This window comes from Dyella sedimenti, from assembly GCF_022760995.1.
Taxonomy (GTDB): Bacteria; Pseudomonadota; Gammaproteobacteria; order Xanthomonadales; family Rhodanobacteraceae; genus Dyella; species Dyella sedimenti.
Map to the genome: position 1 here is coordinate 862,467 of NZ_JAKWJO010000001.1, position 19,406 is coordinate 881,872.

Sequence of the window (19,406 nt, forward strand, 5' to 3'; positions counted from 1 at the left end):
GCAAGCCAGCCCCGGCGGGGCGGTCAGGACGAGGGCGGCGGCAGGTTGCCCGCCAGCTCCGTGGTGGGGGTGATTTCCTCGATGCGCATCTGGCCGAACAGGTTGGCGGCATTGAAGAAATGCCATGGGTCGCCGTCGCCCGCGTCCAGCGCGATGTGGCCGCTGTCGAACCGGCGCAGGGCGGCGTCGAAGCTCTGCCAGCGGCCGTTGATCCAGGACTGCACCCAGGCGTGCGGCACGAATACGCGCGAGGTACCGCCGTAGCGGTCGGCATAGACCATGCCGCTGACCACCCGGGTGGGAATGCCCTGCGCGCGGGCCATCGCGGCCAGCAGCACGGCGTACTCGGTGCAATCGCCCTGGCGGGTGTGCAGCACCTCCAGCGCGGAGGCATAGCCCACGTCCAGCCCGTGCTGGACGATGTAGCCGCTGACGAAACCGCGCAGGCGCCGCATTTTCTGCAGGTCGCCCTGGGCGCTGCCGGCTACCTTGGCGGCGAGATCGCGGATCTCCAGTGCATCCGACTGCACCCAGTCGTTGGGCTGGGTGTCCTGTGCGCTCGGCGGCGGCTCGCCGCCACTCTGGGCGTTGCCTACGTCGATCAGCCAGTCGCCGCGGCCGAGGCGGGTCACCCGCTGCTCGTCCGTATCGATCGCCGGCGGCGCGTCGCCATCGGCCATGCGGATGCGGTAGCGCAGGAAGCCGCCGCGCAGGTAGACCGGCAGCAGGCGCGGCGCCTCGACCATGGCCGCGCGGAACATATCCACGCCTTGCGTCGGCGCCACGGCGCAAGGCTGGCTGCAGGCCAGCATGTCCAGTTCCTGCCCCAGCATGCGCAGGGCGCCCTTGCGGGCCACGCCCTCATCGTCCAGCCACAGGTCCATCTCCTGCTCGCCGCGGGCCGTGTGCAGCACCTGGCGCTGGTGGTCGAGCACTTCGGGACCGTCCGGCAGCGCGACCCGCTCCTTGCCGAGTACCTGCATGTCCACATGGGCCACCGTCTGGCTGGCCGGGTCGAACATGCTCATCGTATAGCGCTGGCCCGGATGGGCGGCCGCCTGCCTCAGCATCAGGCGCTGGCCCTCGCTCAGCACGGCGCCGGCCGGCCAGGCCAGCACGGTTCGCCGGGTGGCGCCGCCGACGCTGGTGGTGACGATGAAGCTGCCATCCGGCTGGCGCCGGCCATCGACCGAACTCTCGGTATGGGACAGCGTGCTGCGGGAGTAGAAGGCCAGCGGCTGCCCGGATGCGTCCTCGACGCTGCGGGTCAGCACGCCCAGCGGGACGCCGTTGCCATTGCGGTTGAGCTCGATCACCAGGTTCTGCGTGGTGGTGACCACGCCGCCGGAGCGCTGGTGCTGGATCTCCAGGTGGCCGATCTTGCGCCCGCCCAGCAGCACGCTCATCCAGGTGGTGTCGGCCGACGTCGTTCCGGCCCAGGCAAGAGGCCACAGCGACAGCCACAGCACGGCAAACCGCTTGCGCATGGTTGCTCCGCGGGGGACGGCGATGGAGACAGTCAATGCTGGTCGATGGCCTTCGTCAAGAGGGGATGGGGCATGGCGGCCGCGCCGCTTACAATGGCGCTTTGTCCCGTGGAGACGCCGATGAAGCCGTTTGGCACGCCTTATTCCGACCATGCCCTGCGCGTGCTGCTGCTGGGCTCCGGCGAACTGGGCAAGGAGGTGGCGATCGAGCTGCAGCGCTACGCTGTGGAAGTGATCGCGGTGGATCGCTACGCCCATGCGCCGGCCATGCAGGTGGCGCACCGCAGCCATGTGATCGACATGCTCGATGGGACAGCCCTGCGCGCGCTGATCGAGCAGGAGCGGCCCGACCTGGTGGTGCCGGAGATCGAGGCGATCCACACCCCCACGCTGATCGCGCTGGAGAAGGAGGGCCTGCGCGTGATCCCCACCGCGCGGGCCGCCTGGCTCACCATGGACCGCGAAGGCATCCGCCGCCTGGCCGCCGAGGAGCTCAAGCTGCCGACCTCGCGCTACCGCTTCTGCGACACCGAGGCGGAATACCGCGAGGCCGCGGCCGCCATCGGCCTGCCGTTCGTGGTCAAGCCGGTGATGAGTTCCTCCGGCAAGGGGCAGAGCGTGGTGCGGCGGGAAAGCGAGTTGCAGCCGGCCTGGGACTACGCCCAGTCCGGCGGCCGCGCGGGCAAGGGACGCGTGATCGTCGAGGGCTTCGTCGATTTCGACTACGAGATCACCCTGTTGACCGTGCGCCACAAGGACGGGGTGAGCTTCTGCGCGCCCATCGGCCATCGCCAGGAGGACGGCGACTATCGCGAGTCCTGGCAGCCGCAGCCGATGAGCGAGGCGGCCCTCGCCGAGGCGCAGCGCCAGGCCGCGGCGATCACGGGCGCGCTTGGCGGCTGGGGCGTGTTCGGCGTGGAGTTCTTCGTCAAGGGCGACAGCGTGATCTTCTCCGAGGTGAGCCCGCGCCCGCACGACACCGGCCTGGTCACGCTGATCTCGCAGGATCTCTCCGAGTTCGCCCTGCACGCGCGCGCGATCCTGGGCCTGCCCATTCCCGCGATCCGCCAGTTCGGGCCATCGGCATCGTGCGCGGTGCTGGTGGAGGGCGAGGGCGCGGCGCCGCGCTACTTCAACGTGGAGGCGGCGCTGGCGCAGCCCGACACGCAGCTGCGCATCTTCGGCAAACCGGCGGTGAAGGGGCGCCGGCGCATGGCGGTGACGCTGGCGCGCGACGAGAGCATCGAGACGGCCAAGGCCAAGGCCATCGCGGCGGCGAGGGCCTTGCGCGTGGAGCTATAACGCCTCGGATAAATCGCATCGCAAGACGATCCCTTCGCCCTGACCGGAGGGAAAAAAAGACAACGGAGACGAACGATGGCATCGACGGAATTCGCGCATTGGCTGGTGGTGGTCGTCGAGACCTTCGCCGCCTTGTTCCTGCTGCTGCTGGCCTTGCTGGTCGTGGTGGTGTTGGTGGTGTGGTTCGTCGACCGCAACCAGACCAGCAACTCTGTGTTGCGCAACTTCCCGGTGGTCGGTCATTTCCGCTACTGGTTCCTGCACCTGGGCGAATTCTTCCGGCAGTACCTGTATTCCAGCGACCGCGAGGAACTGCCGTTCAACCGCGCCCAGCGCACCTGGGTCTATCGCGCGGCCAAGAACGCGGACAACACCAATGCCTTCGGTTCCACCCGCGACCTGCGCGGCGAAGGCGTGCCGTTCTTCGTCAACGCGCCGTTCCCGGCGCTGGGCGAGAAGCACGTGGAGCCCCGGCCGGTGACGCTGGGGCCCTATGCGCGCGAGCCTTACCAGCATGCCGCGTTCTTCAACATCTCCGCGATGAGTTTCGGCGCGCTGTCCGCGCCGGCCGTGCGCGCGCTGTCCCACGGTGCGGCCAAGGCCGGCATCTGGATGGACACCGGCGAGGGCGGCCTGGCGCCTTATCACCTGGAGGGCGGCTGCGACATCATCTTCGAGATCGGCACCGCCAAGTACGGCGTGCGCACGCCCGACGGCAAGCTGGATGACCACCGGCTGCTGGCGATCTGCGCGCACAAGCAGGTGAAGATGGTCAGCATCAAGCTCGGCCAGGGCGCCAAGCCGGGCATGGGCGGCCTGCTGCCCGCGGCCAAGGTCACGCCGGAGATCGCCGAGATCCGCGGCATTCCGGTGGGCGAGGACTCGCAAAGCCCCAATCGCCACCTGGACATCGGCAGCGTGCGGGAACTGATGGACGCGATCGGCCACATCCGCGAACTCACCGGCAAGCCGGTCGGTTTCAAGGCGGTGTTCGGCGGCGTGGACTGGATCGGCGAGCTGTGCGATGAAGTGCACCAGCGCGGCATCGAGAGCGCGCCGGACTTCATCATCGTCGACGGTTCGGAAGGCGGCACCGGCGCCGCGCCGCAGACCCTGATGGAAGGCGTGGGCCTGCCGCTGCACGAATCCCTGCCGGCCCTGGTGGACATGCTGATCGTGAAGGGGCTGCGCGAGCGCATCAAGGTGATCTGCTCGGGCAAGTGCATCACCGCCTACGACGTCGCCTGGGCGCTGTCGATGGGCGCGGACTTCGTCAACTCGGCGCGCGGCTTCATGCTGGCGCTGGGCTGCATCCAGTCGCTGCAATGCAACCGCAATACCTGCCCCACCGGCATCACCACGCAGAATCCCAAGCTGCAGCGCGGCCTGGTGGTCACCGACAAGAGCGAGCGGGTGGCCAACTACGCCACCAATGTCATGCACGAGGTGGGCATCATCGCGCACAGCTGCGGCGTGGACGAGCCACGCCAGCTCGATCGCACGCATTGCCGCATCGTCGGCGATGACGGCCTGTCGGTGCCGCTGGTGAAGCTGCATCCCTATCCGGTGATGCCGCAGGCCGCGCTCTCGTCCTGACGATACGTGGTTTCGTTGATCCTGGTCATTCGTTCATCACACGAGGGGCGGCATCTTTGCCAAGGTCGAGCCCGCTTCCGCGGGCCGCACGATTCCATGACCTGACAGGAGAAGGCCTGATGGCACCCAGGACGATGAAAGCCGCCGCGGCCTACCGCTTCGGCGAGCCGTTGCGTATCGAGGAAGTGCCCGTGCCGGCGCCAGCGCGCGGCGAAGTGCTGGTGAAGATCCTTTACAGCGGCGTCTGCCATACCGACGTGCACGCGGTCGACGGCGACTGGCCGGTGAAGCCGCAGCCGCCGTTCATTCCCGGCCATGAGGGCGTGGGCGTGGTGGCGGCGCTGGGCGAGGGCGTCGAGCACCTGAAGCTGGGCGATCCGGTCGGCATCGCCTGGCTGCACGACGCCTGCGGGCATTGCGAGTACTGCATCAGCGGCTGGGAAACGCTGTGCGAGACGCAGCACGACAGCGGCTACAGCGTGAACGGCAGCTTCGCCGAGTACGCCATCGGCAACGCCGCCTACGTGGCGCGCCTGCCCCATGACGTGGACTACGCGGCGATGGCGCCCATCCTCTGCGCCGGCGTGACCACCTACAAGGGCATCCGCGAGACGGAGGCGCGCCCCGGCGAGTGGATCGCCATCTCGGGCATCGGCGGCCTGGGCCACCTGGCCGTGCAGTACGCCGCCGCCATGGGCCTGCAGGTGGTGGCCGTGGACGTGGCCGAGGAAAAGCTGGCATTGGCGCGCCAGCTGGGCGCCGCGGCCACCGTGGATGCGCGCGATCCGCAGGCCGTGCAGCACGTGCTCGACGCCACCCATGGCGGCGCCCATGGGGTGCTGGTGACGGCGGTGTCGCCGCCCGCGTTCTCGCAGGCGCTCAACTTCATCCGCCGCCGCGGCACCATGGCCCTGGTGGGCCTGCCGCCCGGCGACTTCGCCACGCCGATCTTCGACGTGGTGCTCAAGCGCCTCACCATCCGCGGCTCCATCGTGGGTACCCGCAAGGACCTGGCCGAGGCGGTGGACTTCGCCGCCCGCGGCAAGGTGAAGGCGACCATCGAGCGGCGGCCGCTGGAGGCCGTGAACGACGTGCTGCAGGGACTGCGCGAGGGGCATATCCAGGGCCGCGTGGTGCTGGATATCGGCAAGGCATGAATGGCGGCAGGAGTCCCGCTCGTCCCGCGGCGGCGGAATGAGCGGGACCGCTGCCGGTCACCCTTCGGGCATCTCCACCCAGCCCTCGCTGGTGCGGATCTGCAGCGGTCGGAAGCGCCGCTTGTAGTCCATCTTGGGATGGCCGGCGATCCAGAAACCCAGGTACACCCAGGGCAGGCCCCGGCGCCGCGCCATCGCTACCTGCTGCAGGATGGCGAAGGTGCCCAGGCCGCGCGCGGTCTCGTCCGGATCGTAGAAGGTATAGACCGCCGACAGGCCCTGCAGGCACACGTCGGTGACCGCCACGCCCAGCAGGCGCGGGCCCTCGCGGAACTCCAGGAACAGGGTGGGGCTCCAGGGCGCGGTGAGGAAGCGCCGGAAATCGCTGGCGTCGGCCTCGTCCATGCCGCCGCCGGGATGCCGCTGGCGCAGGTAGCGCTCGTACAGCGCATGCCGCTCGGCGTTGTAGCCGGCCATGGATTCGATCACCTGCACGTTCTCATTGCGCTTGAGGCAGCGCCGCTGGGCGCGGTCCGGCGCGAACCGGGCCACGTCGATGCGGCAGGGCGTGCAGGCCCGGCAACTGCTGCAATAGGGGTAGTACAGGTGGCCGCCGGCCCGGCGGAAGCCGCGCTCCAGGGCGGGGCCGTACAACTGGTCCAGCTGCGGGGCCGCCGGGTCGATCACCAGGTTCTGTGCCGTGCGCTCGGCAAAATAGCCGCAGGTGTGCGGCAGGGTCTGGAAGAGGCGGACACGGTCGGAGCGCATGGGGACGATTCTATGTCCGCCCCGGCCCGTCGTGTGAGTAGGAAAAAGCCGACAAATGCCGTCAGCCGAGCCTGCTCGTGGCGTCAGGGCCTCAGATGACGCCCATATAGCGCAGCATCAGCACCACGAAGGCGCCGGCCAGGGCCAGCATGACGATGCGCCGGACCCGGTTGGCCATCCCTTTCCGCCGCATGTCCGGGGTGGCGTTGCGGGCCAGGGCCAGTTCCTCGCCATGGCGGACCACCGGCTCGATGCCCAGCTCCCTCAATGCGGCGCGAGCCCGGGTGTAGTCATCGGCCCGGGCTACCCAGACCTGGGGCCAACTTTCCCGGTTCTCGGTGCGCTGCGAATAGCTGAAGCGCTGGTAGCTGGGCCGGTTGTAGTTGGAGCGGTTCTCGACGGAGCACTCAATGCCCTGCTCGGACAGCAGCGCGACCACGCGGTCGATGTTTTCCTGGCGGGGCGAGGTATAGAGCTGGCGCATGGGGAAACCTGTGTTCGTCGCCCGGAGGGCAGCCGGGCGGCGGGGCGGGCGCCCGGCGAGGGGCGATGTTACTACGCTGCCCCGGCGGGTCAGCTGCGCAGGCGGATCAGTCCTTCCTGGGCGGTCGAGGCCACCAGCCGCCCGTCCTGGGCGAAGATCTGGCCACGCGCCAGGCCGCGCGCGCCCTGCGCGGTCGGGCTGTCGAAGGAGTACAGCAGCCATTCGTCCACCCGGAGCGGACGATGGAACCATAGCGCATGGTCCAGGCTGGCCATCTGCACGTTGTGCGTGTAGTAGGAAATGCCGTGCGGCAGCGTGGCCGTGCCGATCAGGTTGAAGTCCGAGGCATAGGCCAGCAGGGAACGGTGCAGCGCGGGCGAATCGCCCACCGGCGCGCTCAGCCGGAACCAGATGTGCTGGTAGGGCGGCCGCTTGACCGGGTGCAGCTTGTCTTGCGGCCACACGTGGCGGAACTCGAACGGCGCATCCACACCCAGCCAGCGCTGCAGCTTCTCCGGCAGCTTGGCCAACTGTTCCGGCGGCAGCGGCTGCATCGGCTCGATGTCCTCGGGCCTGGGCACTTCGGGCATGGATATCTGGTGCTCGAAGCCGGTTTCCGGCACCTGGAACGAGATCGAGCCGTTCAGGATCGGCTGGCCATGCTGGATCGCCACCACGCGGCGCGAGGAGAAGGTGCCGCCGTCGCGGGTGCGCTCCACGCTGTAGACGATGGGGGCGTTGATGTCGCCGGCGCGCAGGAAGTAGGCGTGCAGCGAATGCGCCTCCCGCGTGGGTTCCACCGTGCGCTGCGCGGCCGCCAGGGCCTGTCCCAGCACCTGGCCGCCGAACACGAAATGGGTGCCGATGTCCCGGCTCTGGCCGCGGAACAGGTTGTCTTCCAGCCGTTCCAGTTCCAGCAGGTCGATGAGTTCGCGGACGTGGGTTTCCGTCATGGGAGTGCGTGCAGGCGAAGGAGGCCGGCGATTATAGCCGGCGTCCCCCGGCGCATCAGCGGCCGTCACGGGTCCGCACCAGGCCGCTGCCCTCCAGTACCTCGGCCCAGGGGAACAGCGGGCCGGGGTCGAGCTTGCGCGGCACCTCCACCGAGGGATCGTCGGTGGAGGGCAGGCGGGCGGTGTCCAGGTCCTCGTGGCCGGCGATCCGGCGCAGGTTCGGGTGCTCGCGCCTGAGTTCGCCCAGCAGGGCGTCCAGCGCATCGAGCTGGGCAAGGGTGTACGGCTCGGTCATGGTCTGGTGGCGCGAATCCCACCAGTGAGGGTAGCGGCCCAGGTTCACCAGCTCGATGCCGATGGAGTTGGGGTTGTGGCCGCGCACGTGGTTGGCGACCCGCGTGCCGGGCACGTACCGGTAAACGCTGCCGTCGCGGTCGATGTAGAAGTGCCCACTGGCGCCGGCCCCGCTGTCATAAAGCACCCGCTCGCCGTACTCGCGCGCCATCGCGAGGTCGGGTAGTTCGGTACAGTGGATCACCACCATGTCCACCGCTTCGGCTGGCCGCTCGGGCAGCAGGGAAACGTAGGGCAGGGGCTGGTCGACGATGTTCAGGGGCATGACCAGCAGTCTATCCGGCGTGCCTCGAGACGTCGCCTGTTACGATGCGCGGCCTTACAGATGTCGTTCGGAGACCGCGATGGGCGGCCAGATCATTCTTTCGCATGGGTCGGATTCCGGTCCGGACGCCACCAAGGTCAGCGTGCTGGCGGCCTTCGCCGAATCGCTGGGCTGGCAGACCCAGCGCCCCGATTACCGCAGCGACGACCTGCCGGGCTACGCCGGCGCGGTTGATCCGCGCATCCGGCGGCTGGTGGCCGCCATCGATACGCTGGATGTGCCGCCGGTGCTGGTCGGCTCCAGCATGGGCGCGTTCGTGTCCGGGCTCGCGTCCCTGCAGCGGCCGGTGGCGGGCCTGTTCCTGCTCGCCACGCCCAGCGAGATTCCCGGTTATCGCCAGGCGTTCGATCTGCCCGAAGGCGTGCCCAGCCTGCTCTACCATGGCTGGCGCGACGACGTCTGCCCGCCCGAGGGCGTGATCGCCTTCGCCGCGCGCCGCCGCCTGCCGCTGATCATGGTGGACGACGACCATCGCCTGGGCGGCAGCGTGGAGCGCATCGTCGAGCAGTTCGGGCTGTTCCTGGCTCAACTGGCGCCGGCGGCATGAGCGCCTTCTTCGCCACCTGCCCCAAGGGCCTGGAATACCTGCTGCGCGACGAACTGGCCGCGCTGGGCGCCGAGGACGTGCGCGAGGCGCTGGCCGGCGTGCATTTCGCCGGCTCGCTGGAGACTGCCTACCGCGCCTGCCTGTGGTCGCGCTTGGCCAGCCGCGTGCTGATGCCGCTGGCCGAGTTCGACGCGGCCACCGACGAGGCGCTGTACGCGGGCGTGCAGTCCATCGACTGGTCGCAACACCTCGCCGCCCACGGCACCCTGGCGGTGGACGCGGTGACGGCGCAGAGCCGGCTCACCCACAGCCAGTTCATCGCCCAGCGCGTGAAGGACGCGGTGGTGGACCAGTTCCGCCAGCGCGAAGGCTCGCGGCCCGGCGTGGATACCGACGAGCCCGACGTGCGGCTCAACCTGCGCCTGCGCCGCGATCGCGCCACGTTGTCGTTGGACCTGTCCGGTTCGCCGCTGCACCGCCGCGGCTGGCGTGAACTGCAAGGCGAGGCGCCGCTGAAGGAGAACCTCGCCGCCGCCATGCTGCTGCGCGCGCGCTGGCCGGAGATCTACGCCGAGGGCGGCGCACTGCTCGATCCCATGTGCGGCTCGGGCACGCTGCTGGTCGAGGGCGCATGGATGGCGGCCGACGTGGCGCCGGGCCTGCACCGCGAGTACTACGGTTTCCTGGGCTGGGCGCGGCACGACATCGCGCTGTGGCGCCGCCTGCTGGAGGAGGCCCGCCAGCGCGCCGAGGCCGGCCTGCGTTCGCTGCGCGCCTGCTTCTTCGGCAGCGATGCCGATCCGCGCATGGTGCAGACCGCCAAGCGCAACGCCCAGGAAGCGGGCGTGGCCGGCTTCCTCACCCTGGACCGGCACGACGCCACCCACGTGTCGCCGCCGCCGGGCTACGCGCGCGGCCTGGTCATCACCAATCCGCCCTACGGCGAACGCCTGGGCGACCGCGCCGAGCTGCCACGCCTGTACCGGGCGCTGGGCGAGGCGCTGCGTGAACGCTTCGCCGGCTGGCGGGCGGCGGTGCTGGCCGGCGACGCGGAGCTCGGGCACGCCATGCCGCTGCGGGCGGAGAAGAAATACACGCTCTACAACGGCGCGCTGGAAACCCAGCTGCTGGTGTTCGAGCTGCACGCGCGCAGCGAAGCCCCGCGTGAGGCCAGGCCGCTCTCGGAAGGCGCGCAGATGCTGCGCAACCGGCTGGAGAAGAACCTGCGCCACCTGCGCAAACGCCTGGCGCGCGAGGGCATCCATTGCTGGCGTGCCTACGACCAGGACCTACCCGAGTACGCGGCCGCCATCGACGTCTACGCCCGGGTGGACGGCGAGCCCTGGCTGCACGTCCAGGAATACCGCGCCCCGGCGGAGATTCCCGCCGAGACCGCGCGCCAGCGCCTGCGCGAGATCGTGCGCGTGGCCGGCGAGGTGTTCGGCGTGCCCCGCGAGCGCATCGCGCTGAAGACGCGCGAGCGTGGCAAGGGCGGCTCCAAGTACGGCCAGTTGGACCAGCGCGGCGAGTTCATCGAGGTCGAGGAAGGCGGCCTGCGCTTCCTGGTCAACCTGACCGACTACCTGGACACCGGCCTGTTCCTCGACCACCGGCTGGTGCGGCAGAAGCTGCGCGGGCTGGCCGAGGGCCGGCGCTTCCTCAACCTGTTCGCCTATACCGCCACGGCCAGCGTCTACGCGGCGGCCGGCGGGGCGCGCGACACCACCAGCGTGGACCTGTCGGGCACCTACCTGGACTGGGCCTCGCGCAACCTGTCGCTGAATGGCTTCGCCGGCAGCCAGCACCGCCTGGTGCAGGCGGATGCGATGGCCTTCCTGAAGCAGGACCGGGAGCGCTACGGACTGATCTACGTCGACCCGCCGACCTTCTCCAACTCCAAGCGGGCGGAGGACTTCGACGTGCAGCGCGACCATGCGGCCCTGCTGCTGGCTTGCGCCGAGCATCTGGCGCAGGATGGAGTTATCGTGTTTTCCAACAATTTCCGCCGCTTCAAGCTGGATCGTGAGGCGCTGGACGAACGGTTCAGCATCGAGGACTGGAGCACGGCCAGCATCCCGTTCGACTTCGCCCGGCGGGCCGACATCCATGGCTGCTGGCTGCTGCGCTTCCACCCCCAGGCATCGCCCTGGATGGAGAGTGTGAACCATGTCCGCAAGCAGGCTAAACGTTGAGTGAAAAAGGCCGTTCCACTCAGTGCCGATTCAGCGCAAAAGTCAGAGCATGGATCCCGGCAAAGAGCGACAGAAGGCAACCCTACCCATAGCCCTTCTGCCGGAATCAAGCCTCCCTTGGGAGACATTCATATGAACAAGACAAAGGTTTCCACCGTCAAGCGCGTCGCCCTGGCTGCCGCCATGCTGGTCGGCTGCGTGGCGGTCGCCCCTGCCTTCGCTGGCCATGTGAGCCTGAACGTCGGCATCGGCCTGCCGGTGGTAGGCGCGGGCTACTACGCCCCGGCCCCGGTGGTCTACGCCCCGCCGCCGCCGGTCGTGTACGCGCCGGCTCCGGTCGTGTATGGCCCGGCCCCAGTGGTCTATGGCCCGGCCGTGGGCGCCACGGTCGTGGTAGGCGGCCATCCGGGCTACTACCATCGCGGCGGTTATTACTATCGCGGCGGCTATCGCTACTACGGCCACTGAGCGCCATAGCGGCCAGGTACGCAACGAAGCCCGGCATTGGCCGGGCTTCGTCGTTTCCGGGTCATGGCTGGGTGCCATGCCGGGTGGCCTTGGCACTCAGCCGGTCAAACCGGGCCTTGTCGATTTTGGCGACGGACTGGACGGGGCAAGGGGCCTGGTCACGCGAGGCGACGGTTTCGCCGGCCTCGCCGCACAGGGCGCCCATGCCCACCGTCCGGTTGGACGGGTTGGCCTGGAAGCGCAGGCTTTGCCCGATGCCCAGGCGGGGGCATCGCGTCCGCAGTTTGACCAGGTAGCGATTCGGGCCGGTGCGTGCGATGACGGTATGCGGATCGACCACATGCCATTCGTTGATGCGGTCGGGCCGCAGGCATTCGCTCACGGGCCGCAGTGGCGTGTAGGCCGGCGGGCGGGGCGGGGTGGCGGCAAGGCCCGGTGAGGCAGCCGCGGGCAGCAGGACGGCAAGCAGAAGGGCGGTCATGGACTTCATGGCAGTCACCTCGCTGGAAGCGGGATCATCCCATATCAAAGCCAGGCGTGGCGGCGCCACGCGTGGCGCTGTCAAGCATTCGCCATCGCCGCATCACACGATGTGAACGCTTGCTGCGGCATGGTGGCCGGCATGTTGCCGAGTGACGCCCCAGATAAGAAAAACCCGGCCGCCCTCGATGGAGGCAATGCCGGTCCGCCGCGCCGGAGGCGGCAATGAGCTTCGCGCAATCGGCCGTGCAAGCCGAGGCGCTGGTTCTGCGATTCCGGCAAGTCCGCTCCCGCAGCGTGGCGTTGTGCGCGCCGCTGAGCGCCGAAGACATGATGGTGCAGTCCATGCCCGACGCCAGCCCGGCGAAGTGGCACCTGGCGCATACCACGTGGTTCTTCGAGCAGTTCGTACTGGCGCGCGATGCGGCCTACCGGCCGCCGCATCCGGAATGGCATTACCTGTTCAATTCCTACTACCAGTCCGTGGGACCGATGCATGCGCGCCCGCGGCGCGGCCTGCTGTCGCGGCCTGGCGTCGACCAGATCCTGGACTACCGCGACCGCATCGACGACGCGGTGGGCGAATGGCTGGAACGCGGCATGGACGGCGCCACCCGCGCGATCGTCGAGCTGGGCCTGCACCACGAGCAGCAGCACCAGGAATTGCTGCTCACCGACATCAAGCATGCGCTGGCTTCCCATCCCTTGCTGCCCGCCTATGCCGGACCACCGGCCGCGGCGGCCGCGACGGCCGTCGCGCCCTTGGATTTCATCGCGGGTCGCGAGGGCATCGTCGAGATCGGCCATGGCGGCAACGGCTTCGCCTTCGACAACGAGTTGCCCCGGCACCACGCGCTGTTGTCGCCCCATGCGCTGGCGAACCGGTTGGTGACCAATGCGGAATACGCCGCCTTCGTGCATGACGGCGGCTACCGCGAGCCGTCGCTGTGGCTGTCCGATGGCTGGGACATCGTGTGCCGCGAGCAATGGCAACGACCGCTGTACTGGCAGGACGATCTCGCCAGCGAGTTCACGCTGGCCGGCGTGCAGCCGATCGATCCGCATGCGCCGGTGTGCCACGTCAGCTACTACGAGGCCGACGCTTTCGCGCGCTGGGCCGATGCCCGGCTGCCGACCGAGGCGGAGTGGGAGAGCGCCGCCTCGCCGCTGCCGGTCGAAGGCCATCTGCTCGATGACCAGGTACCGTGCCCGCGCCCGGCGCCGTCGCGGCCGGGCCTGCTGCAGATGTACGGCGACGTGTGGGAGTGGACCGCCTCGCCCTATGTCAGCTATCCCGGCTTCCGCCCGTTGGCGGGGGCGCTGGGCGAATACAACGGCAAGTTCATGTGCGGACAGTGGGTGTTGCGCGGCGGTTCGTGCGCCACGCCGCGCGGCCATATCCGCGCAAGCTACCGGAATTTCTTTCCTCCCCATGCGCGCTGGCAGTTCATGGGGATACGTTTGGGGCAGGACCGATGAATGTGCAAGCCTACGACCTCCGCGACGACGACCGCCGCCCACCCGTCGACGACCTGACCGGCATCGTGCAGCGAGGTCTGCGCCTGAAGCCCAAGCGGCTGCCGTCCTGGCTGTTCTACGACGAACGCGGCTCCCGGCTGTTCGAGACGATCTGCGAGCAGCCGGAGTACTACCTGACCCGCTGCGAGGTCGCGCTGATGGCGCGGCACGCCGCCGACATGGCCGACGTGCTCGGCGAGGAAGTGCGCCTGGTGGAATACGGCAGCGGCAATGCGGTGAAGACGCGCATGCTGTTGCAGCACCTGCACGCGCCGGTGGCCTACGTGCCGGTGGAGATTTCACCCGAGCCGCTGCGCCGCTGCATGCGCGACCTGGCCGAGCATTTTCCCGGCCTGACGGTACAGCCGCACCTGGGCGACTTCACCCGTCCGTTGCGCTTGCCCATTCCGCCGCGCGCGTCGCGCCGTACCGTGGTGTACTTCCCCGGGTCCACCATCGGCAATTTCGAGACGCGCGAGGCCGCCGAGCTGCTGCGCAAGATGCGCAACGAGATGGGCGACGGCGGCGGCATCCTGATCGGCGCCGACCTGAAGAAGGATGCGGCCACGATCGAGGCGGCCTACAACGACCGCGCCGGCGTCACCGCCGAGTTCACGCTGAACATGCTGGTGCGCCTGAACCGCGAGATCGGCAGCGACTTCGACCTGGGCGCCTTCCGCCATCGGGCGCATTACAACACCATGGCCGGCCGCATCGAGACCTTCCTGGTCAGCACCCGCGAGCAGAGGGTGCGCGTGGGCCGCTTGCAGGTGCCGTTCGGCATGGAGGAAGCCATGCAGGTCGAATACAGCTGCAAGTACTCGCACGAGGATTTCGACGCGCTGGCTGGCAAGGCGGGGCTCGAGGTGGCGCGCGCCTGGACCGATCCCGAGGCGATGTTCGCGGTGTACTACCTGGTGCGCGCTGGATCGTTGCGGCACTGACCGCGGCGTGCCTCAGGGGCTGAACACCAGCACCAGGAATACCGCGAACATCGACAGGTGCACGGCGCCTTCCAGCATGGTCGTGCGCCATCCCGAGAAGGTCAGCGTACCCAGCACCAGGGTGGAGGCCAGCAGCACGATGCTGGCCGGCGGCAGTCCCAGCACTACCGGCTTGCCGGTCAACAGGCCGATCGCGAGCACGGCCGGCACGGTAAGCCCCACGGTGGACGCGGCGCCGCCCAGGCACAGGTTGATGGCACGGGTGAGCTGGTCGCGGCGGATGGCGATCAGCGCGGAAAGGCCCTCCGGCGTGAACACCAGCATGGCGATGATGATGCCGCCCAGCGCCTGCGGGGCGCCGGTGGCCGCGATGCCATAGTCGAGCACCTTGGCCAGGCTCTTGGACAGGATCACGATCGGCAGGATGTTGACCAGCAACAACAGCACGTGGAAGAGCAATTCGCCCTTGCTTGGCCGGGGCGGCGGCGGTGGCGGCGTTTCCGGCACATTGGCGTCGGAATCGGATCGGGGCGCCACGAAATAGCCCTTGTGCCGTCCGGTTTGCAGCCACAGGAACAGGCCATAGAGCACGAGGGTGAGCAGGGAGAACGCGATCGCCTGTACCGAAGTCAGCGTGCCGTCGGAGGTCGATGCGGTGAAGTTGGGCAACACCAGCGCGATGGTGGCCAGCGGGATGATGACGGCGAGATAGGCCGATGCGCCGTGCAGGTTGTACGCCTGCTCGTGATGGCGGATGCCGCCGATCAGCAGGCCCAGTCCGACCACGCCGTTGAGCACGATCATCAGCACCGCGAACATGGTGTCGCGCGCCAGCGTGGAGGTGTCGCCGGCGCCGAGCATCACCGCGGAGATCAACACCACCTCGATGATGACGATGGACAGCGTGAGCACCAGCGTGCCGACCGGTTCGCCGAGCAGCACCGCCAGTTCCTCGGCCTCGTGCACCACGCCGAATGCCACCCACACGATCACGAAGAACAGCCAGGCGAACAATGCCAGGCCGATCTCGTGGCGGCTCAGATGGGCCATCCAGTCCGAGCCGAACACCAGGAACAGGCTGACGGTGATCCAGGCGATGGCGGGGCGGACGAGCAGCTTGGGGTGGAACATGGGCAGCTCCATGGCCGGTGCCGATGCGTTAGGCCACGCGCGGCCCATCGGGCGAACAAGGCCCGATGGTACGGCAACAGCCGGCATGCTGCGCTGCCCATGGCGCACCGGGCAGGTGTCCGGTGATCGGCCAGCCGCTCAGCCCGGCCGGCGCGCGCCCAACTGCACCAGTACCTCCTGCGCCGCGCGGATGCGCTCGCTGGCGCCGGGCAGCTCCAGGTTTACCTTGAGCTTGTCCTGGCCATCGAGCTTGTACACGCGCGGCTGGCCCTGGATCAGGCGCAGGATCGCCATCGGCTCGACCTCGGGCTTGTCGCGGAAGGTGATGCGGCCGCCGTTGGCGCCGAAGTCCAGCTTGCGGATGCCCAGCGGCGTGGCCATCCGCTTGAGTTGCGCTATGGCGAACAGCTGCTTGGTGGCGTCGGGCAGCAGGCCGAAGCGGTCGATCATTTCAACCTGCAGGTCGCGCAGGTGATCGTCCGTGCGCGCGCTGGCGATGCGCTTGTACAGCGTCAGGCGCGTATGCACGTTGGGCAGGTAGTCGTCCGGAATCAGCGCGGGCAGGTGCAGCTCCACTTCCGTCTCGTGCTCGCTGCTCAAGTCGAAGTCCGGCACCTTGCCCGACTTCAGCGCGCGCACCGCGCGTTCCAGCAGCTCGGTGTAGAGGCCGAAGCCGATTTCCTGGATCTGGCCGGACTGCTCGTCGCCCAGCAGTTCGCCCGCGCCGCGGATCTCCAGGTCGTGCGTGGCCAGGGTGAAGCCGGCGCCCAGTTCCTCCAGCGAGGCCAGCGCCTCCAGGCGCTTTTCCGCGTCGGCGGTCATCGCCTTGCGGTCGGGCACCACCAGGTAGGCGTACGCGCGATGGTGCGAGCGGCCCACGCGGCCGCGCAACTGGTGCAACTGGGCCAGTCCGAAGCGGTCGGCGCGGTTGATGATGATGGTGTTGGCGGTGGGGATGTCGATGCCGGTCTCGATGATGGTGGTGCACACCAGCACGTTGAAACGCTGGCGATGGAAGTCCGCCATCACGCGCTCCAGTTCGCGCTCGGGCATCTGGCCGTGGGCGATGCCGATGCGCGCCTCGGGAATCAGCTCTTCCAGTTCGCGCGCCGTGCGCTCGATGGTGTCCACCTCGTTGTGCAGGAAGTACACCTGGCCGCCACGTTGCAGCTCGCGCTGGAAGGCCTCGCGGATCAGCGCCGGCTCCCAGGCCGAGATGAAGGTGCGCACCGCCATGCGGTGCGCCGGCGGCGTGGCGATCAGCGAGAGGTCGCGCAGCCCGCTCATCGCCATGTTGAGCGTACGCGGGATCGGCGTGGCGGTCATGGTGAGCAGGTCCACCTCGGCGCGCAGTTTCTTCAGCTGTTCCTTCTGGCGCACGCCGAAGCGCTGCTCCTCGTCCACCACCACCAGGCCCAGGTTCTTGAACTTCACCTCGGGCGCGAGCAGCTTGTGGGTACCCACGATCACGTCGATCTGGCCATCGGCCAGGCGCTTGAGCGCCTCGTTCACTTCCTTCGTTGACTTGAAGCGCGACAGCACATCCACGCGCACCGGCCAGTCGGCGAAGCGGTCGGCGAAATTGCGGTAGTGCTGCTGGGCGAGCAGGGTGGTTGGCACCAGCACGGCGACTTGCTTGCCGGCGGTGGCGGCGGCGAAGGCCGCGCGCAGCGCCACCTCGGTCTTGCCGAAGCCGACGTCGCCGCAGATCACGCGGTCCATCGCGCGCGGCGCGGCGAGGTCGCTGAGCACGGCATCGATGGCTTGCTGCTGGTCGGGCGTTTCCTCGAAGGGAAAGCTGGCGCCGAATTCTTCCACCAGTTGGCGGTCGATCGGCAGCGACTCGCCGCCGCGCGCCTCGCGCTGGGCGTAGATGGCCAGCAGTTCCGCCGCCACGTCGCGTACCTTCTCGGCGGCCCTGCGGCGGGCGCGTTCCCATGCGTCGCCGCCCAGCGAATGGAGGGGCGCCAGTTCCGGCGCGGTGCCGGTGTAGCGGCTCACCAGGCCCAGTTGCGCCACCGGCACGTAGAGCTTGTCGCCCTTGGCGTATTCGATGGTGAGGAACTCGCCTTCCATGCCGCCCAGTTCCATCGACACCAGGCCCTGGTAGCGGCCCACGCCATGGTCCACGTGCACGATGGGCGCGCCGATGGTCAGCTCGGTCAGGTCGCGGATGATGCTGTCCGGATCGCGCGCCGCGCCACGGCGGCGCTTGCGCTCGGTGCGTACGCGTTCGCCGAACAATTCGCGCTCGGTGAGCACGGTGAGCGCGGGCTTGGTCAGCGCGAAGCCTTGTTCCAGCGAAGCGATGGTGATCGCCAGGCGCGTCGCGTCGCCCGCCATGAAGGCCTGCCAGCCGTCGATGGTGTCGGGCTTGAGGCCGGCGCTGGCCAGTTGTTCGATCAGCGCCTCGCGGCGGCCGGCCGAGTCGGCGGCAACCAGCACACGGCCCGGATAGCTGGCCAGGAAATGGCGCAGCGAGGTGCCGGGTTCCTCGCCCTTGCGGTTGAGCGGCAGCTCCGGCGCGGGCTGCGTGCCGCTGGGCAGTGCATGCTCGTGGCCGCTCTCCACCAGTTCGATGCGCAGGCGCCGGTTGAGCTGCTCACGCAACTGCTCGGGCGCCAGGTACAGCTCGGTCGGCGGCAGCACCGGCCGCTCGATGTCGTGGGCGCGCTGCTCGTAGCGCTCGCCGGTCTGCGTCCAGAACTGCTCGGCGGCCTCCAGCGCGCCTTCGCCGAGCAGGAATACCGCGTTGTCGGCCAGGTAGTCGAACAGCGTGGCGGTTTGCTCGAAGAACATCGGCAGGTAGTACTCGATACCGCCCGGGGTGACGCCTTCCTTCATGTCCTGGTACAGCGGGCAGCGCCGCACGTCGATGGGGAAGCGTTCGCGCAGGCGCGTGCGGAAATCCTTGGCGGCATGCTCGGTGAGCGGGAACTCGCGCCCGGGCAGCAGCTCGATGCGCTCCACCTGCTGCTGCGAGCGTTGCGTTTCCGGATCGAAGCTGCGGATGGACTCGATCTCGTCGTCGAACAGTTCGATGCGGTACGGTTCGGCCGTGCCCATCGGGAAGATGTCGATCAGCGCGCCGCGCACGGCGAAGTCGCCGGGCTCGGCCACCTGTGGCACGTTGCGGTAGCCGGCGGCCTCCAGCCGGCGCTGCTCGGCGGCGAGGTCCAGCTTCTGGCCCTTCCTCACCATCAGCCCGCTGCCGGTGATGTGGCTGCGTGGCGCGATGCGCTGCATCAGCGTGGCGATCGGCACTACCAGTACGCCGCGCTGGGTGCCGGGCAACTGGAACAGTGTGGCGATGCGCTGGGAGACGATGTCCGGATGCGGACTGAACACGTCGTAGGGCAGGGTCTCCCAATCCGGGAAGTGCAGCACCGGCAAGCCGCCGGCGAAGACCTTCAGCTCGTCCTCCAGCGCATGGGCACGCTGGGTGTCGCGGGCGACCGCTACCAGCAGGCCCGGATGCGAGCGGGCGGCCTCGGCCACCAGCAGGGCACGCGAGGAGCCGTGCGGCGACGTCCAGAAGCGGCGCTGCTTGGGGCTGGTGGGCAGGGAGGGATGCGGAATCGTATGGGGCATGCAGACGTGACGTTCGTGGGCGCGGCAGCAGGCCGCACCGGGAAAGCGGGCAAGTGTAACGCGACCGCCCCGGAAGACCGGGGCGGTGGTTCACATCGGCATATGGAGG

At 68.9% G+C, this 19,406-nt stretch carries 16 protein-coding genes; 8 read left to right on the plus strand and 8 right to left on the minus strand.

The annotated features are described in order from the left end of the window. Positions 1-23: 23 nt before the first annotated feature. A complete protein-coding gene (locus MJ605_RS03955) occupies positions 24-1,487 on the minus strand; it encodes a transglutaminase-like domain-containing protein (protein ID WP_243039740.1) in 1,464 nt (487 codons plus the stop codon). A gap of 120 nt (positions 1,488-1,607) precedes the next feature. Between MJ605_RS03955 and purT the strand changes: the two genes are divergently transcribed. The 3 genes from purT to adhP all read left to right on the plus strand — a co-directional run bounded on the left by purT (position 1,608) and on the right by adhP (position 5,542). Continuing rightward, positions 1,608-2,789, plus strand: a complete 1,182-nt coding sequence (gene purT, locus MJ605_RS03960) for a formate-dependent phosphoribosylglycinamide formyltransferase (RefSeq protein WP_243039741.1) — start codon at positions 1,608-1,610, stop codon at positions 2,787-2,789. Between the two features lie 75 nt (positions 2,790-2,864). Further along, on the plus strand, positions 2,865-4,385 hold the full coding sequence (locus MJ605_RS03965) for an FMN-binding glutamate synthase family protein (protein ID WP_243039742.1): 1,521 nt from the start codon (positions 2,865-2,867) through the stop codon (positions 4,383-4,385). A gap of 119 nt (positions 4,386-4,504) precedes the next feature. Further along, complete coding sequence (adhP, locus tag MJ605_RS03970; RefSeq protein ID WP_243039743.1) at positions 4,505-5,542, plus strand: alcohol dehydrogenase AdhP; 1,038 nt, start codon at positions 4,505-4,507, stop codon at positions 5,540-5,542. Between the two features lie 57 nt (positions 5,543-5,599). Here adhP and MJ605_RS03975 read toward each other — a convergent pair whose 3' ends face one another. From MJ605_RS03975 to MJ605_RS03990, 4 genes are all read right to left on the minus strand, one after another. After that, a complete protein-coding gene (locus MJ605_RS03975) occupies positions 5,600-6,310 on the minus strand; it encodes an arginyltransferase (protein ID WP_243039744.1) in 711 nt (236 codons plus the stop codon). Between the two features lie 91 nt (positions 6,311-6,401). Beyond that, positions 6,402-6,794: a putative signal transducing protein gene (locus tag MJ605_RS03980; protein ID WP_243039745.1), complete on the minus strand. Its 393-nt coding sequence runs from the start codon at positions 6,792-6,794 to the stop codon at positions 6,402-6,404. A gap of 89 nt (positions 6,795-6,883) precedes the next feature. Beyond that, entirely contained in the window at positions 6,884-7,747 is an 864-nt protein-coding gene (gene tesB / locus MJ605_RS03985) for an acyl-CoA thioesterase II (protein WP_243039746.1), read from the minus strand. Positions 7,748-7,802: 55 nt separating this feature from the next. Continuing rightward, a complete protein-coding gene (locus MJ605_RS03990) occupies positions 7,803-8,366 on the minus strand; it encodes an N-acetylmuramoyl-L-alanine amidase (protein ID WP_243039747.1) in 564 nt (187 codons plus the stop codon). A gap of 79 nt (positions 8,367-8,445) precedes the next feature. Here MJ605_RS03990 and MJ605_RS03995 point away from each other — a divergent pair, with 79 nt between their 5' ends. The 3 genes from MJ605_RS03995 to MJ605_RS04005 all read left to right on the plus strand — a co-directional run bounded on the left by MJ605_RS03995 (position 8,446) and on the right by MJ605_RS04005 (position 11,633). After that, positions 8,446-8,973 carry an alpha/beta hydrolase gene (locus MJ605_RS03995; protein WP_243039748.1) on the plus strand — a complete coding sequence of 176 codons (528 nt, stop codon included), beginning with the start codon at positions 8,446-8,448 and terminating at the stop codon, positions 8,971-8,973. Beyond that, positions 8,970-11,165, plus strand: coding sequence for a bifunctional 23S rRNA (guanine(2069)-N(7))-methyltransferase RlmK/23S rRNA (guanine(2445)-N(2))-methyltransferase RlmL (gene rlmKL, locus MJ605_RS04000; protein ID WP_243039749.1), 2,196 nt, complete (start codon positions 8,970-8,972; stop codon positions 11,163-11,165). Before MJ605_RS03995 ends, rlmKL begins: the two co-directional genes overlap by 4 nt. Positions 11,166-11,297: 132 nt before the next feature. Next, a complete protein-coding gene (locus MJ605_RS04005; RefSeq protein ID WP_243039750.1) occupies positions 11,298-11,633 on the plus strand; it encodes a hypothetical protein in 336 nt (111 codons plus the stop codon). Positions 11,634-11,694: 61 nt separating this feature from the next. Here MJ605_RS04005 and MJ605_RS04010 read toward each other — a convergent pair whose 3' ends face one another. Further along, positions 11,695-12,123, minus strand: a complete 429-nt coding sequence (locus tag MJ605_RS04010) for a DUF6491 family protein (protein ID WP_243039751.1) — start codon at positions 12,121-12,123, stop codon at positions 11,695-11,697. A 215-nt stretch (positions 12,124-12,338) separates the two neighbouring features. Here MJ605_RS04010 and egtB point away from each other — a divergent pair, with 215 nt between their 5' ends. Together egtB and egtD are read left to right on the plus strand one after the other, a co-directional pair. Beyond that, complete coding sequence (gene egtB / locus MJ605_RS04015; RefSeq protein ID WP_243039752.1) at positions 12,339-13,592, plus strand: ergothioneine biosynthesis protein EgtB; 1,254 nt, start codon at positions 12,339-12,341, stop codon at positions 13,590-13,592. Further along, positions 13,589-14,575: an L-histidine N(alpha)-methyltransferase gene (gene egtD, locus MJ605_RS04020; protein ID WP_243039753.1), complete on the plus strand. Its 987-nt coding sequence runs from the start codon at positions 13,589-13,591 to the stop codon at positions 14,573-14,575. Before egtB ends, egtD begins: the two co-directional genes overlap by 4 nt. Before the next feature lie 12 nt (positions 14,576-14,587). Here egtD and MJ605_RS04025 read toward each other — a convergent pair whose 3' ends face one another. Together MJ605_RS04025 and mfd are read right to left on the minus strand one after the other, a co-directional pair. After that, positions 14,588-15,706, minus strand: a complete 1,119-nt coding sequence (locus tag MJ605_RS04025; protein WP_243039754.1) for a calcium:cation antiporter — start codon at positions 15,704-15,706, stop codon at positions 14,588-14,590. A gap of 138 nt (positions 15,707-15,844) precedes the next feature. Beyond that, a complete protein-coding gene (gene mfd / locus MJ605_RS04030; RefSeq protein ID WP_243039755.1) occupies positions 15,845-19,297 on the minus strand; it encodes a transcription-repair coupling factor in 3,453 nt (1,150 codons plus the stop codon). Between the last annotated feature and the right edge of the window lie 109 nt (positions 19,298-19,406).

What these genes read in the sequence shown, in the direction of transcription:
- MJ605_RS03955 (WP_243039740.1), bottom strand. Translation starts at nt 1,487, where the DNA reads ATGCGCAAGCGGTTTGCCGTGCTGTGGCTGTCGCTGTGGCCTCTTGCC.
- purT (WP_243039741.1), top strand. Translation starts at nt 1,608, where the DNA reads ATGAAGCCGTTTGGCACGCCTTATTCCGACCATGCCCTGCGCGTGCTG.
- MJ605_RS03965 (WP_243039742.1), top strand. Translation starts at nt 2,865, where the DNA reads ATGGCATCGACGGAATTCGCGCATTGGCTGGTGGTGGTCGTCGAGACC.
- adhP (WP_243039743.1), top strand. Translation starts at nt 4,505, where the DNA reads ATGGCACCCAGGACGATGAAAGCCGCCGCGGCCTACCGCTTCGGCGAG.
- MJ605_RS03975 (WP_243039744.1), bottom strand. Translation starts at nt 6,310, where the DNA reads ATGCGCTCCGACCGTGTCCGCCTCTTCCAGACCCTGCCGCACACCTGC.
- MJ605_RS03980 (WP_243039745.1), bottom strand. Translation starts at nt 6,794, where the DNA reads ATGCGCCAGCTCTATACCTCGCCCCGCCAGGAAAACATCGACCGCGTG.
- tesB (WP_243039746.1), bottom strand. Translation starts at nt 7,747, where the DNA reads ATGACGGAAACCCACGTCCGCGAACTCATCGACCTGCTGGAACTGGAA.
- MJ605_RS03990 (WP_243039747.1), bottom strand. Translation starts at nt 8,366, where the DNA reads ATGCCCCTGAACATCGTCGACCAGCCCCTGCCCTACGTTTCCCTGCTG.
- MJ605_RS03995 (WP_243039748.1), top strand. Translation starts at nt 8,446, where the DNA reads ATGGGCGGCCAGATCATTCTTTCGCATGGGTCGGATTCCGGTCCGGAC.
- rlmKL (WP_243039749.1), top strand. Translation starts at nt 8,970, where the DNA reads ATGAGCGCCTTCTTCGCCACCTGCCCCAAGGGCCTGGAATACCTGCTG.
- MJ605_RS04005 (WP_243039750.1), top strand. Translation starts at nt 11,298, where the DNA reads ATGAACAAGACAAAGGTTTCCACCGTCAAGCGCGTCGCCCTGGCTGCC.
- MJ605_RS04010 (WP_243039751.1), bottom strand. Translation starts at nt 12,123, where the DNA reads ATGAAGTCCATGACCGCCCTTCTGCTTGCCGTCCTGCTGCCCGCGGCT.
- egtB (WP_243039752.1), top strand. Translation starts at nt 12,339, where the DNA reads ATGAGCTTCGCGCAATCGGCCGTGCAAGCCGAGGCGCTGGTTCTGCGA.
- egtD (WP_243039753.1), top strand. Translation starts at nt 13,589, where the DNA reads ATGAATGTGCAAGCCTACGACCTCCGCGACGACGACCGCCGCCCACCC.
- MJ605_RS04025 (WP_243039754.1), bottom strand. Translation starts at nt 15,706, where the DNA reads ATGTTCCACCCCAAGCTGCTCGTCCGCCCCGCCATCGCCTGGATCACC.
- mfd (WP_243039755.1), bottom strand. Translation starts at nt 19,297, where the DNA reads ATGCCCCATACGATTCCGCATCCCTCCCTGCCCACCAGCCCCAAGCAG.